Origin of the sequence: Cyclobacterium roseum, assembly GCF_010119225.1 — a bacterium.
Taxonomy (GTDB): Bacteria; Bacteroidota; Bacteroidia; order Cytophagales; family Cyclobacteriaceae; genus Cyclobacterium; species Cyclobacterium roseum.
Genome location: NZ_WNKF01000008.1, coordinates 226417 through 240824, shown reverse-complemented (window position 1 = coordinate 240824; position 14408 = coordinate 226417). Strand labels below are relative to the sequence as shown.

The 14408-nt window shown below is 44.9% G+C and carries 11 protein-coding genes; 4 read left to right on the top strand and 7 right to left on the bottom strand.

The features are described 5' to 3' along the window. The first annotated feature begins 145 nt into the window (after window positions 1-145). The 4 genes from GJQ68_RS13475 to GJQ68_RS13460 all read left to right on the top strand — a co-directional run bounded on the left by GJQ68_RS13475 (window position 146) and on the right by GJQ68_RS13460 (window position 2791). Window positions 146-589 (top strand): hypothetical protein, encoded by a 444-nt coding sequence (locus GJQ68_RS13475; RefSeq protein WP_162417768.1) that lies wholly within the window; start codon window positions 146-148, stop codon window positions 587-589. A gap of 26 nt (window positions 590-615) precedes the next feature. Next, window positions 616-1371 carry a hypothetical protein gene (locus GJQ68_RS13470; protein WP_162417767.1) on the top strand — a complete coding sequence of 252 codons (756 nt, stop codon included), beginning with the start codon at window positions 616-618 and terminating at the stop codon, window positions 1369-1371. Window positions 1372-1812: 441 nt separating this feature from the next. Continuing rightward, window positions 1813-2103, top strand: coding sequence for a hypothetical protein (locus tag GJQ68_RS13465; protein ID WP_162417602.1), 291 nt, complete (start codon window positions 1813-1815; stop codon window positions 2101-2103). 109 nt (window positions 2104-2212) lie between these two features. After that, a complete protein-coding gene (locus GJQ68_RS13460; protein ID WP_162417766.1) occupies window positions 2213-2791 on the top strand; it encodes a four helix bundle suffix domain-containing protein in 579 nt (192 codons plus the stop codon). A gap of 274 nt (window positions 2792-3065) precedes the next feature. Here GJQ68_RS13460 and GJQ68_RS13455 read toward each other — a convergent pair whose 3' ends face one another. From GJQ68_RS13455 to GJQ68_RS13425, 7 genes are all read right to left on the bottom strand, one after another. Continuing rightward, a complete protein-coding gene (locus tag GJQ68_RS13455; protein WP_162417765.1) occupies window positions 3066-3386 on the bottom strand; it encodes a hypothetical protein in 321 nt (106 codons plus the stop codon). A 71-nt stretch (window positions 3387-3457) separates the two neighbouring features. Continuing rightward, a complete protein-coding gene (locus GJQ68_RS13450) occupies window positions 3458-3928 on the bottom strand; it encodes a hypothetical protein (protein ID WP_162417764.1) in 471 nt (156 codons plus the stop codon). A gap of 187 nt (window positions 3929-4115) precedes the next feature. Beyond that, window positions 4116-4487, bottom strand: coding sequence for a hypothetical protein (locus GJQ68_RS13445; RefSeq protein ID WP_162417763.1), 372 nt, complete (start codon window positions 4485-4487; stop codon window positions 4116-4118). After that, entirely contained in the window at window positions 4488-5150 is a 663-nt protein-coding gene (locus tag GJQ68_RS13440; RefSeq protein WP_162417762.1) for a hypothetical protein, read from the bottom strand. A 132-nt stretch (window positions 5151-5282) separates the two neighbouring features. After that, window positions 5283-5798 carry a hypothetical protein gene (locus GJQ68_RS13435; RefSeq protein ID WP_162417761.1) on the bottom strand — a complete coding sequence of 172 codons (516 nt, stop codon included), beginning with the start codon at window positions 5796-5798 and terminating at the stop codon, window positions 5283-5285. Between the two features lie 17 nt (window positions 5799-5815). Continuing rightward, window positions 5816-9940 carry a DUF6443 domain-containing protein gene (locus GJQ68_RS13430; protein ID WP_202927936.1) on the bottom strand — a complete coding sequence of 1375 codons (4125 nt, stop codon included), beginning with the start codon at window positions 9938-9940 and terminating at the stop codon, window positions 5816-5818. Further along, window positions 9937-13425: a hypothetical protein gene (locus tag GJQ68_RS13425; RefSeq protein WP_162417760.1), complete on the bottom strand. Its 3489-nt coding sequence runs from the start codon at window positions 13423-13425 to the stop codon at window positions 9937-9939. Before GJQ68_RS13425 ends, GJQ68_RS13430 begins: the two co-directional genes overlap by 4 nt. Window positions 13426-14408 lie beyond the last annotated feature (983 nt).

The window sequence follows — 14408 nt, the reverse complement described above, 5'->3', positions numbered from 1 at the left end:
AAGAATAAAACTAAGACGGCTTTATCCGTCAATTTACGGTTAACATAACACTAGAAGGAATGGAAAGGTTTTGGTTATTCGTGAGAGTTCGGAAAGTCATATATTAGAAGCGTATAGCATACAGTCTAATTCAGCGTTTATAAGTATGATCCTTTCGACTCTGAAGGATATTCAAAGTATTTCTTCATCACTTAATTTATTAAGAACATATAGCGATAGCCACTTTTACAGCAGTTTTTTGAACTGTAGCTGTCAAAATGCACCGAGAAGAGTTATTGAGTCTTATAAACAAAATTGGGTGCAAGCAGAGGATAAGCTTTCTCGCCTTAGGTCATCAAATCAAAATGGAGAAATTACTCAACCTATAGAGTTAAACGAAAAAATAAAATTAGTTTTAGACAAATTAGGCGAAGTGAACACGTCGAAAATTAATGAAAAAGTAGAGAATTCTTACAGCGATATAAGGAATTTTGTTGCAATAGATAATATTCCAGCTAATGAGAAAAAAATAGAAGAATTATATCAAGCAGTTGAAGAATTGAAGTCTTCTATTATTCAGTATTTGAGTTTTGTAAACTTTTTAAATTAAATTTATAATACCTAAAACATGTAACTATGAAAGTGTTTATTTTACTAATTCTCGCAATTCTACCGTCATTCTCTTCGAAAGCACAAGTTGATGCTATAAAAATTATTGACGCCGTCGCTGGAACATTGCTTCCAACAGTCGTGGAAGGTGTAAATTCTATAAAAGAAGCTAGAAACAATAGAAAGGACGAAAAAGCTGAAGAATTGGAAAAGCAATTTATTAACGCACAGCAGCAAGCTGCTAAAGAGGCGCGTGAAACAGTAATCGAACAAATTGGAAAAGATATTGAATTACTTGGAATAATAAATCAACTACAAATAAAAGTTGAGCGTGTTAATATTGATGTTGGCGCAATGTCAATCTTTAAAGACGTTGCTTTTATAGATATTCTTATAAGTCAAGATGAAGCGGTTGTTAAAAATCAAATAGTTAGAAAATTCTTTAATTCCTTGGAAAAAATAAACTTGAATAGGAATGATCTAGGTGCTTTACGCGATCAGATTAAGACAACTGATCTTTATGCTGCAGGAATTGCCTCGGGAACAATTAACCAAATCGTTACTAAGCTTGATGGTATACAGGCTTCTGTAAATGACTGTCAAGAGCCTACTACGACAAGTATTGATTCACAGGCCTTAAATGAGTGTTTAGAAGTAATAAAGAGTGTATCTACTGAGATTGGAGCTTTAGAGACTATTGTAGGAACGTTAAACACTCAAGTGAGTACAATGCTCAATGCCTATATAAATCGATATAAGGAAATTCAATCTTCAGGATTCTGAGTTAAAAATTCAATGGATCACTAGTCTAGCTCCCTTTAAATCGGACAATTTTATTTTTGGATAGTGAGTAAAAGACATATAAGCTAAACATTTAAAGATTTAATTAAATGGATTGAATATTTCTGTTTAGGATAGAATAATGGCTATTCCTGATGTTCGCAAGTTTACCTTTTGACGATAGATCGAAAAAAGCACGTTTTTCAAAAAGCAAACTACTATAAGAATTCTTGTATAAAAAATATAATTAAGATTATTTAAAAGCACTTAGAAACTTTTATTTAAAAGTGATCAGTTTATGATTGGTTAGGAGATCGATAAATTTGTATTTTTTGTTAGAATTTTCCGTTTATCCTTTTATTATTAGATGCAGAAATTTGCATTTCACACAGCAATAATGTATTTTCATTTGCTAATTTATGTTTAACCCAAAATTTATATGCGATGAGTACAAAAAACTCAATCTCCATTCAGATCCCGGAAGCAGAGCTGCAAACTGCCAGGGATGCAGTAAACACCATCAAAACCATTCTAAGCCCCTACCTGGTGGCGCTTTCACCTTCCGAGCGGCAGACCTTACCCAAAATGGGAGACGGTACGCTGCCCTTTGTGGAAAAGGTGATGGAATATGCCCAGAATGACGGACAGTTTTTACCCCCTTTTCTGGATTTAGAGGAAATGGATAAGGACTGGAAGCGTTATACGATCGGTCGGGACTTGGGGCATGTTCAATAAATTTCGCGGGTGACTTCTTCCCGATTGTTATAGCGAAGAAATGGAGTTATGGTAATTACAATATTGAGAAGATGTAAGCAAGTTATTTTTTGAAATCATGGACGTACCGATGAGCGACGATAAAAAAAATACGGAAGGTTTTATACCTCCACACGGCGGTTATCGTAAGCTGTTTAGCTATCAGAAGGCAGAAATCATTTATGACGGGACGGTTTATTTTACCAATCGGTACTTCCATAAGTATGACCGCACAGTAGGTCAAATGGTGCAAGCGGCCCGGAGTGGTAAGCAGAACATTGCCGAAGGCAGTATGGCTTCTGCTACATCCAAAGAAATGGAAATTAAGCTTACAAATGTAGCCCGGGCGAGTTTAGAAGAGCTTCAAATTGACTATGAGGATTTTTTGAGAAGCAGATCGCTTCCGATTTGGGATAAGAATCATCGCCTTGTTTACCGCATGCGCGAATTAAATAAAAGCACTCCGACGCCAACGTATGACACATTCAAAAAAGCCATCGAGCACGAAGATCCGGAGATTTGTGCGAATGCCATGATTACGCTAATTAAAATCTGCACCTATCTCTTAAAACAACAAATTAAGCAATTGGAAATTGCTTTTGTCAACAACGGAGGGCTCAGAGAACGAATGACCCGAGCCAGGATTGAACAGCGGAAGAAAGGCAAATAGGTTTTTGGGACATATTGGGACACCTGGGACCCTGTTTCACGGGTCCCAAGTTTCCCAAAAAAATCAATTAATCAAGCAGAAACCCTGGCTGCACGGCTTTATCAAAATGCAACGTCCCCGGGTAGGCCCGGATAAATTCCGAAATCCTAAAAAGCCCAGGCTCCTCCTGTGCACGGTCGCCAACTGCAACCCAGCAAATGCGTAGCTGCCGAATACCAACGATCAACCAAGTCGACGTAGGAAAAATTGCCTCGCCAATCGGACAGATTGCATTTCAATTTCCTACCTCCCTCTTTTTCAAAAACGCGGGTATTTCCTCCCAGCCTTCGTAAGGGGCTTTTAAAGTATCCGGGACAGGATAGTCCCAGAGAATTCGGCTTTTTTTTATGTCCTTTATTGGGACTTCGATAAGGTAGGTTAATTGATCTTTGGAAATCTCATTTGTTCCAAGAAAGTTATCGGATTGGAATTTTTCACCCCAATAGTAGAAATGAAAATTAATCCTACTTCCTTGGTTAGGAAGTCTATATTTTTCCCCCAATACCCCAATGGTATAATTTTCCTCAAGGCTTGAATAGTAGTTTTCAAAAATCATATTCCCAAAATACACAGCCAATAGTACCAATATGATTTTCGAAATAGTGATCGTCAGTTTCTTGTTCATCGTTAATATTCGTTTGTTGAAACTTTTCCAGTTATAATTCTGGCTGTACTATTGATATTTGAAATGATCGAAACTACATCTCTATCTATTTCAGAACTATTTAGAAGTCTATTGTGACCAAAATTAAACCCACCCACACCTAAATCAAGTGCCGTTTCTGAAATCCGTTTTTGATTTCCAATTCCAATTGAAGAGCTAAACCCATCTTTTAAATTAATATCAACAATAGCCTGCGAAAAAAAGGCAGATTTGCCAAATAAACCAGCTAATCCGATATCTGCTATATCAACGCTTTTAAGATTTCCGCTAAACAGTAAACTCATCCCCATCTGCAACCCCGCTTCAATCCCCATCCGTTGAACGACCCGGGCACCCAATCCCTCGACCATTCCCCTAACCAAAGCCGGTGAAGCAGCTGCTGCTACCATGCTGCCGCTAATACCATAGGTAACCATTTTGCCGATTCCATCCAAATACCGGCTGTTCCTTGATGCCAGTGCTTCCGATTCGCTGAAATGTAACTTCCGCCCCCGCTGGTACAAGTCCCTGGCCGCCTGCAGCCCTTCCCGGTAGGCCGTTTGCCCCAGGTTGCGGTAAACGGGGTTTCGACTCTACAGGAGCCTCAGTTGGGATTACAGCTTTATCCGATTTATGTACGATTCAGGTACCTTCCCTCTTTTTCAAAAACGCCGGTATTTCATCCCAACCTTCGTAAGGGGCTTTTAGCGTGTCGGGAACGGGATAGTCAAGTAACATTTTAGCCTTGTTGACTTTTTTTACAGGAATCTCCACCAAATAAAACTCGCCTTTACTAACCGAATAATTTTCTTGAGAACTAGTGTTTGTTAATTTCTCTCCTTGAAATTCAAAATTAAAATTGACATAAAACCCTTGCCGTAAACCAATTTCCTTTCCTACTACCCACCCAACAGCATACTTTTTCTCCAAAGAATCGTAATTCTTCTGATAGAAAAATGCGATAATTATCCAAATGAAAATAAAAGCAACAATTTTCAGTGTGATTTTTAACATCTATTCCCTTGTTTTTATTATTTCACCAACCCCCAATGTTATTGTATTATTAAAATTGGAAATGGTATTAATGACAACCTTATCAATATCAGAATTATCTAAGGTGTTTTCCCATTTCCAATTGAAGCCGCCTACTCCGAGATCAACCAAACTTGCTGTAGTCGATTTTGGACCCCCGATTCCGATCTCATTTGCTAATCCCAAAGCATCCTGAAACCCGGCTTTTGTAGTAAAATCGCCAAAGCCTTGAAAAAGAAAGGCACTTTTTCTAAACACTCCAGCTGCTGCTATGTCAAAAAGGTCAACCTTAGATAAGTTGCCATTACCCAGGTAACTGAAAACCATTTGTTGGCTTGCTTCCATCCCCATCCGTTGAACGACCCGGGCACCCAATCCCTCGACCATTCCCCTAACCAAAGCCGGTGAAGCGGCTGCTGCTACCATGCTGCCGCTAATACCATGGGTAACCATTTTGCCGATTCCGTCCAAATACCGGCTTTTCCTTGATGCCAGTGCTTCCGATTCGCTGAAATGTAACTTCCGTCCCCGCTGGTACAAGTCCCTGGCTGCCTGCAATCCTTCACGGTAAGCCGTTTGCCCCAGGTTGCGGTAAACGGGGTTACGACTCTGACGCATAAGCTGTAGCTGGGATTCCAGCTGCATCCGGTTCGTTAGCGATTCAGTTACCTTCTTTCTTTTTCAAACTCGGGAATCTCCTCCCCCCTTCATAGGGAGCCACCGACGCTTCCGAGTCCGGGTATAAAATAAATATTTTTCCATTTTAGCACTTTCCAATCAAGGAAGCGGAGGTAAAATACGGAAACTCAAAAAAACTAGGACAATCGTTCCAGCCACAAAGGCCAGGGATAAAAACCCATATTTTCGCTTTTCCTGTTTTGATCGCTTATCAAACTTTTTGAAGTATTTAATGTATTTTTCATTTTGGAAAACAAATAAATGGCAAATAGAGTAGGCCAAAATAAGGCAGAATACAAACGGGTGCCAGGTAAATTTAAAGGGGTAACTTAGCAACCTATTCACAACTAGAAATATTACCCAAATCATAAAAAAGATTAACATAGTTAATGTCGCTCCAGATATCATTATCCCAAAACCATACCGCCTATCTGTCCAGAACTTATTTCCAAATTCCTTTAAGCTTGAACCTTGATCTTTAAAATTTTTTTCCACGGCCGGTATTTTCCCTAATAGTATAAAAGGGTTTATCTTATTGGACAGCAAGTGAAGTCTATAATCTAATTTATAGATGCAGTAATGTACAATATTTAACCAAAGTTCAATTTTTTCCATAATAAATATTATTAATGCTATGGGTTATGAAGTTGATCAATTGCAGTCTCCCCAACAAATTCACCGAAATAACTTCCTCCCAAGCCTAAACCAAAACTACCTATAACCCCTCCTAATATGGCACCTGGAATTGCTCCAATCCCTCCAAAAAAAGAACCGGCTGCTCCTCCAATCAATAATCCCGCTTTAGCTCCGGCCACTCCTCCCAAAATACTCCCTGCACTGCCCGCAGCTGCCTTTTGCGCATTATAACCAAATTTGTCGCCGTCAAGCTGGTATCCGTTTAATGTTAAATAAAAACCAATTCCTGCGGATCCAATCAATGTGGCTTTACCGGCTAATCCATAAGCCTTTGCCGCTCGAAATGCTCCAGCCCTGCTTCCTGTATATTGGTTTCCTCCCCATCGGGCCGAATAATACTTTTCGTTTTGGCCAAGCCAGAAACCTTGGCTTGTTGCAAGTCCCTCCAGTCCTCCGTATAGCCCCCCGCTGATAGTCAATGCAAGGTTTACACGACTGAGATCGGCACCATTATTTTCTAACCTTGAGGCCTCAACATTAACGCCGTCAAGCATTCCACCATCTCGTGTCCATTCCCCATTCTCAAAAGTATATTCAGCACCTCCGAGTGATTCATAAACCTGCCCATCGATCGGATTATTCACATTTTCCTCACATTCAGGACACCTCCCATCAGGATCATTGTACCTGATCGGATTGTTCCACATGGCAGCATATGGAGATTTGTCCAATTGCTTTTGGTGATCGGATAGGGGGTCTACAGTGTTCCATCGTCCAACAATTGGATCATAAAGCCTGGTACCAAAATCATACAGATCAAGCCCGGCATCGGAGATTAATTCTTTGCCATTAAATCCGTACTTACTCTCCTCCCGATCTTCCTCCCGGTATTCCAGCCCACTGAGCTCCAGCCCCCAGGGATCGTAATGGTCTTCCTGCACCACCAGGGGACTCAGGGTCGTTACCCGGAAGTCGTCAAACCAAACATCTGTCTCGGTCTCGTTTACCAAAAAGGCTTCCAAATAGCCGTCCTTCTCAATATAAAAATTTGTCTCCAAAAATTCGTGTTTTCCGGCTGCTTTTTTTGTCAAGGCCCTTTTTTCCTGGCGGTAAAGTTTTCCCTCGCTGTCGTATAGAACGTACAACAAATACGCCTCGGGCACCGGTTTGGTCTGTAGCTCTTTGATCAGCAAATCTGCCAGCGAAAGCCACAGCACCGGATTACCGGCTGCCGCCGGCGCATTTCCGAATTCGGTTAGGTTGTCCAGCAGGCGGTTTTTCGCTCCGCTGGCGATAAAGGTTTCCGGTTTTACCGACAACCCGCGGCCATCCCGGTATTTTCCCCGGACCGAGAGTCTAACCTGCTCCCCGATCGCTACCTTTTGCCTTCTGGCAGGCCCGAGCATCCTCCCCCGGACCGCGTTCAGCCAGGCGGAATGGCTGCCTCCCGGCGTGCTATTGTGTTCCACCCCGGCCTGCCGGGTTTGGTCTACTCCTTCGAAATGCTTGTTTTCTTCTTTACTATTCCCGGGTTCCATGCTGGCCAGAACGGTGGAGCTAACTGGTTTTCTGAGCACCTGCCGGACATTCCCCAGATGGTCCCTGATAAAAAACTCGGGAACCCACTTTCCTTTTTCCCAAACAGCCGTTCCCTCCGGGTGCAGCAACTGTCGGGGTTTGCCGTCGGCCAGCAGCAGTTCGCCCAGCTTATCGGTTCGCTCTATCATTTTGCTATTTTTTTCCAGCTTTCTGTATAGCAATTGCCCTTCGGCGGAATAGGCAAACAGCATTTTTTCGCCTGAGTCAAATACCATCTCTTCGGGAAGATCCAGGTGGTTGTACCGAATACTGCGGATACCCTTGTAAGGATTGGCCGTCAGGTTGCCATTGGCGTCGTATTGGTAATTTCCCCTGGCAGGAGTGGCGCTAAAATCCCTTGCTGAAAAACCTGCGTCGGGTACCGCATCGCTAATGCTTTCCAGCAGATTGCTGTAAGGTGCATAGCGATAACTCAGCCGGTCTACTTCTCCGTAGCTGTCCTTGCCCTGTCTGTTGTGCCGGGTAAAGCTAAGGAGATTCCCATTGGTGTCATAGCGCATGCCCCTAAGGCTGTATCGGTCCTTTTCGGTATTTTTTCCTGGAACGGAATAGGAAGCTGCTGTCAGCCGCCCCGCAGGATCATAGTCAAATCGATAGGTCCTGTGTTGTTGGTCCCTACCGCGCCACGCCATTTCAGAGATATTGCCGTTGAACAAGGGCTGTGAACCGGTTTCATGGGTTAGGGTCATGAAAAACAAACTGGGGTCCGCACTCTTGGGCCTGATGGCATTGGTCCAGCCCCGGATATGTCGTTCATATTGGTAAGTTGCCAGGCCACCGAGGTGCTTTTCTTCCATTTGTCCGGTCAACCCGTAGGCATAGGAGGCCAGCAGGGTTTCCGGCTCCTCCCCCATGCGCCGGTAGATGGCACTGAGGTAGCCTTCCGGACTGTACTGGTACCTATCGGTATAGCGGAGGGCCACGCTGCCCTGAATTTGGGTTTGCGTCTCCAGGGGCCTGCTCCTGAAGTCATATTGGATTGAATGCTCGATGTTCCCGCCCAGGTGGTTTTCCGATACAGTAAGTACCGCCCGGCCCATGTCATCGTAATGCACAACGCTTTCCATTAATTGGTCAGAGGCCATATTTTTCACCAATTTCCCTGTAGACAGTCCGGAAGCGGGAAGGGAGCTGATGCCGACTCCTTTTTCCTGAAAGTCCCTTTTACTGTTGCGGTAGTCGTCATAATAGGTCAGGCTAAGAATCGCTCCTTCTTCCCGGGGAAACGGTTCGGGTGCAAGGGCTTTCTCCGATGATGTACCGGTTTTTACGGGAAAATTCGGGATCCCTTTTGGCACAAACGTACCTATTGGCTCAAACTTAAAATTCAATTTCGGTGCGATGGTCCGCAAAGCCTGGTATCGGTGCTGCCAGTTAGGGGCGCCAGCGGGAAAAGTCTTTCCGTGGGTTACCAGTACTATTTCAGGCTTGGCGGGCAGGTAGCGGGGGGTTTCCGGGTCCAGGTCATTTTGCAGGATTTCCCTATTCCTATTATCACTGCTAATGCCTGTCTGCACCGGTCTGCTGTGGGCATCGTATTTCGTGTACTGCCATTGGCCAGCCAACTTCAGCTTGCCGTCTCTGCTGCCAACAAGCCGGTCCCGATCATCGTAAAGGAATTGTTCCTTTGCTTTCCCAGGGACCTTCTTTTCGATCAGCCGTTTTCTGCCATCAAAGCGGTATAGGAAATACAAACCTTCGGCCAGTTCCATATCCCGGGAACGCTGCCAGTTTTCGGACAGGATTTCCACCGCTTTGGGAGGGAGTACCACCCGCAAATCGCCCAGCTTGTCATAAATGTAGTAGGTGCAGTGCCATCCTGCATGGGCTTCTGAAGGGTTTGGCCTTGCCTGTGTCTTTTTCAGGATTTCCCTGCCCAGCTTGTCCGTGTAGATCAGGCTGCGGATTCCTTCTCCATCGGTAATCATGCTGACCCATAGTTCCCCGGCTGCATAGCTTTCTTTGGTCAGCGGCAGGCCATCGCCATTCACCGTCCAGCTACGGACCTGCTCTTGGGCTAAGTTGGGCCGTTCGTGAAATGTTGTCTCTCGGCCAGACCCCGGTCTCCAGGCTTTTCCGGGTGGGGAAATGGTCTGCGGTGATAAAAGATCCGACGATTGATATACGATTTCCTGATAGCCATAGGAATCAGCGTACTTCTGCCGGTAATAGGAGGCATGTTCCGCCTCAAAATCGGGCCGGAATGCACCGGGGACCTTGTTGGCTATCGGAACATAGGGAAGGTATTCCCGGTCAGGTCTGCCGAAGGAATCGTAATGCAGGGGCTTGACAATGTCCCCACCACCTGGAGCGGCCCCCTGGCTGACGATCTGTTGTTCTCTGCCCAGCCCGTCCAGGTATACCGTTGATATGTTAACTGAGGGAGAAGCTTGTAATGAGGATGTTGCTTTCAGCGGCACTTCCGGGCGGAACGTACGGATGCTGTTTTCCTGGGCAAGAGCCGGCCTGCCCGTCCAGGAAAACAGAATCAGAATGGCAAGGTATATCCGTTTGGTTTTCATGGCATCGCCTGGTTTTGGGTTTGGTAGGTATATGCGTAGTGTTCCAGAATATCCCTATCCATGTTTCGGATGGACTCCAGCCTGCCCATAGCATCGTATTCATAATAGTGGGTTTGGTGCCTTTGATCTGTTTTGCTGCTGATGCCGATCAGGGGTTCATGGGTATAGGTTTCCATAAAGGCATCCTTGGGGTGAAGTCGTAGTTCGTCGATCAAAACACCCTGCCCGGAAAGGGTAAGCTTGTCGCGGGTCACTTCTCTTTGAATCAATTGCCATTCATCGGTCAGCAGTACGGTTTCCCCCATAAAGCTCCAGTTCGCTGAAGTCCGGCTACTCGCTTTTTTTGCCCAAAAGGAAAGTAGAAATACATGATCTGGACTTGCCGGTATCTCCGTTTTGCTAATGGCTCCCCTTCCCAGATGGTACAGGTTTACTCCGGTTTTGGCACCTTTGCTTGTATAGGGTTCACCGGTGAAAGTCCATCCTCCTTTATCAGCCGTTTCAAATGAAGTATAGGCCATTTCCGGTGCCCCCGCATTTTGGACAGCGGCCGCCATCCACCTCCCCTCTTCAAACCAGAGAAAACTTTGCCTGGGCCCGGTCCGGGGCTTTTGCTCCAGAATATTCCCGAAGGAATCATAGGACAAAATGTGGAGGTCCTGGTATGCGGGATGGTCAGCGTGCTTTTTGAACAGTCCTGCCAGCAAAATTTTCCCATGGTACCTTTTCATTTGGACCTGTTGCTGCTCAACCTGTTGCCCGGCCATTTTTTTCACCTGGGCCAGGCTGGGAGTAATCCTATTGGCATCCATCAGGCTTGCAAGCACGGACCGGTCTCCGGAAGCATTCAAGGCCGAAGGAAGGTTGAAAGGGTAATAATAATATTCTTCCAGGCTAGTGTTTTGGGATAGGGAATGGGTCTGCTTTATCGGCAATAGGTAGTTCTCATCATAGCTTGTTGTGCTGGTTTTTTCAAAGCCCGCACCGGTCTGGATATCGAACCGAATCTCCTTTATTTCAATGCGAGGATTCCAGACCGTGGTATTGAAATATTTCAGGTACCGGATATCCTGACATCCTCCGGGCCCGTAACCCATGCAGGAAAAAACAACGTTTTCATGGGAAGCCCTTTCCGATGCTCGATAGGTATAGATCAATTCCCGGGATTTTTGGAAACCCTCTTTGGTTTGAACAAAATAAATCACTCCGGCGGGCACACCCCTTTTGGCTTCTGCGCTTCGTACGATTCCGAAAGGAGCCACATAGCGGGATTGATCCGGAAAATGCTTTGGGGATAGGTATTGATAATCTGTGCGCAGAATTTCCCCTTCCGCGTTTTCCCTGATCTCTTTGATGTTGGCATAGCCAAAGAAATCCGCACCCGAGGATAGCGGCAGCTGAGAATAAGACCGTAATTCAAATTTCAAACAATGGTCCACAGAAATATCATTTCTACCCGGAACCTTTTGGGTGACCGTATTGAAATGGATAAAGTCGTATTTTGGAAAGGTCGCCAGCGAGCCCGAGGAAATGTTTTCCTCCGCTTGCTCATAGCGATATTGGATCGTTTCGGTTTGGTGGCCAAAATCCTTGGTGATGGATTGGACCCGCAAGCCTCCCGTAGGAACTTCTATCTGACCGGTATCCTCCTGTTTTGGTGGATTTTTTCTACCTGAAACGGTAGCGGTCACTCCTGCCGTCACGCTGGCAGGACCCTCTACATGCAGTTGGTATTGGATGCCTGCTTTCAGCCAAATATCGCCGGTAATGCTCCCCTTTTTGATCGTATTGGAAAGCAAACTTACAAAGGACCTGTCTGCAGGGGAGTACAGGTATACATCCAGGGAGCCACGGCAATCTTTGCCTCGTGCATCACAATCCTTCAAATTACTCAGATGAACCGTATATTGGATCAATTTGTGTGTATCCTCCGTGGATTCCTGGGGTTCCACTTGGAAATAGGCTTTGGGGCGTTTGCTGTTTACCGACGCGGAATATAGAGGTTGATCCTTTTCCAGGACTACCGGACTAAAATAATTGTAATAATCATCTGAACGGACCACTGCGGTATTGCTTTCCATTTCATAGGTAATGGTCCCTCCGGTCGGATAGGAGATTTTTTTTAAGCAACCCATTGCGGCCTTTTCCGGAACGACCAGCCGGTTGGCGTTGGCTTGCCGGAATTTCATATACTGGGGAATAAGGCTCCGGTTGTCCTCTCCATTGTAAAAACCCCAATGGTCCTGGGCATTGGAAAACAAATGCGGTAAGGTATTGCCGTTATATTCCAGGAAATATTCCAGTTCCTGCTTTGTCGTATTTTCGGTGACTTTCGAAAGACGAAGCCGTTTCCTGGGCGTCGCCCTGGCTATGAAATCCGGAAGCTGTATGTGTCCGTTTGACAGGGTGGATTGGTAATAATCATGATCAAACGTAAACGATTTAATGAGCCGATCCCTATTATTAAACACCTTGATGCCTGATAGTCTTTTGGATGTAGCATCTTGCCGGTCATCTTTGCTTTCGATCAGTACTTTACCCAAACCAAATTGGATTGCTTGCAACTGTTTTCCCCGGATGGTCATTTCAGAAAATCCATTGGTCATTCTGTTGGTGCCGCAGACACCCCTTCCGGAACTTCCACTTAAAAAATAGGAAGCAGATTGGGTTGATCTGGAATAATAGGATTCGGTATAGTTTTCGTAAAGGAAGGTTATTTCCCTGCCACTATAAGTAATGATTTTACTCAGGTGCCAGGCCGAATGATAAATGGAACGGAAGAGTGCTGATTTGCCTTCGGAGATTGCTTCTGTGATGGTTCGTTCCGGGTCTTCAAAAATATACTGGTTGCCGCTTCCGTCCCATACCTTCCATCGGACAATGTTCCTGTTTACCTGATCAAATTGAATTTTTAAGTTGCTGGCATTCAGGAAGGCAACTTCACCATTTTTATCAAGCACAAATTTTCCGGAAAAATTGGCGAATGCAAAGTGAAAAATATCCTGCTCAAAATCGATGACTGCACTTTGTGTGCGGTTATAATAGTCCGCCAATTGACTGGTAGACAGTTTATCAGGTACCACATCATGCTGGATATAGCCACTGCTTGATTGGTTATGCTCATCCGGAAGCCCCTTCATGGTTCTGCTGATACTTCCACCTGCGATCAGGGCCCAACCCAGTCCTGCCCAGCCCGCACGCTCTTCCACGCGGATTCCACCAGCATGGTAACGTAGCAGCACCGGAATTTCCAGGTCTTGTTCTGCAATGGTATACAGGGGGATGGTGATATCCGGTAGCCCGGAATAATGGGATATGCGCGTGTCGGCAAATTTGGCCAGGGCACTCACCTCGGGAGAGGGTGGGGTGACCTGGGCTCTGAATGCCATTTCCTGCCCTAATGTGATTGCAGGCATCAGATTCATTTGCAGGTAGATGGCTACCCAAAGCCAACCGTGTGGGTTGCGTTTATAGATGGTTTTCATAGTAAAATTAATGAGGTTTTAAAAATTAAATTGGATTACTAACCGGTTACCGGACCGCTGGCATCATCGGCGATGGAGCCGTTTTTATGTTCCTTATTTTTGTCTCTAGCGAGGTGATTCTGTTCTTCGCACCGGATCAGGTAAAGGGTCAGGGCCCCTACCTTTTCCGGCTGTAGCCGGGTGGTTTCGACCAGGGGGATTCCACTTTATTGAAAAGGGGAGGCGGCTTGGATTGATTTTTTCCCGGGCATACGGTGGTTCCAGGCACAGTAATGGCAGCCCTGCTAGTAGGAATGAAAAAGGTTTCATAAGAAAAAAGGCATTCGTAGGTTAACACATAGTAATGCCGTAACCTGTTTACATGGTAAACACAAGCTCGATGAAACGAAAACCTTTAAGCATTAGGGTATTCAAAAAGTCACCAGGGACTGCGACGACACCTAAAGGTTGATAAGTAGGTAGATTTGTTTTTGAAAAAAGCTGTATACTGTCAACAGTTTTCGGCTTTGCAGTTGATTGAAAAACCTTTTTGCTCCAAAGTTCAACGGCATTGGAATCAAAAAGGACCCTTGACAAAACACTATGTCGGCAAAGAAAACGAAGTAGTTAAAATAGTGGTGTTGGTTTTTATGATAGTGAAGTTAATTAATTCGTGTAATTATCCAAATTTTTTTATGGATAAATTTTTGTTTGGGCTAAAATTTTGGGGAGTAGTAGAAAATTTCGCTGCCTTCCCCTCGATGGAATCAATGGGAATAACGATAACATAATCCAACCAATAGCTTCCTAACGGATACGAACGAAATTTTCCGATAAAGGAATGGGGGGGGGATTTTTGGTTCGATAAATCTAGTCTTAATCGTACTTTCAATCGAATCCGGTTCGTGTCTAGGGGGCAGCCAACGTTTTTCGCACCGGGGGCAGGACGCAGATGGAACTAAAACAGGCCTGTAGCTACTCCAGCAAGTACGGATACCGGCAAA

Excerpts from the sequence above, each read along its gene's own strand:
- GJQ68_RS13475 (WP_162417768.1), top strand. The coding sequence starts at position 146 with ATGATCCTTTCGACTCTGAAGGATATTCAAAGTATTTCTTCATCACTT.
- GJQ68_RS13470 (WP_162417767.1), top strand. The coding sequence starts at position 616 with ATGAAAGTGTTTATTTTACTAATTCTCGCAATTCTACCGTCATTCTCT.
- GJQ68_RS13465 (WP_162417602.1), top strand. The coding sequence starts at position 1,813 with ATGAGTACAAAAAACTCAATCTCCATTCAGATCCCGGAAGCAGAGCTG.
- GJQ68_RS13460 (WP_162417766.1), top strand. The coding sequence starts at position 2,213 with ATGAGCGACGATAAAAAAAATACGGAAGGTTTTATACCTCCACACGGC.
- GJQ68_RS13455 (WP_162417765.1), bottom strand. The coding sequence starts at position 3,386 with ATGATTTTTGAAAACTACTATTCAAGCCTTGAGGAAAATTATACCATT.
- GJQ68_RS13445 (WP_162417763.1), bottom strand. The coding sequence starts at position 4,487 with ATGTTAAAAATCACACTGAAAATTGTTGCTTTTATTTTCATTTGGATA.
- GJQ68_RS13440 (WP_162417762.1), bottom strand. The coding sequence starts at position 5,150 with ATGCAGCTGGAATCCCAGCTACAGCTTATGCGTCAGAGTCGTAACCCC.
- GJQ68_RS13435 (WP_162417761.1), bottom strand. The coding sequence starts at position 5,798 with ATGGAAAAAATTGAACTTTGGTTAAATATTGTACATTACTGCATCTAT.
- GJQ68_RS13430 (WP_202927936.1), bottom strand. The coding sequence starts at position 9,940 with ATGAAAACCAAACGGATATACCTTGCCATTCTGATTCTGTTTTCCTGG.
- GJQ68_RS13425 (WP_162417760.1), bottom strand. The coding sequence starts at position 13,425 with ATGAAAACCATCTATAAACGCAACCCACACGGTTGGCTTTGGGTAGCC.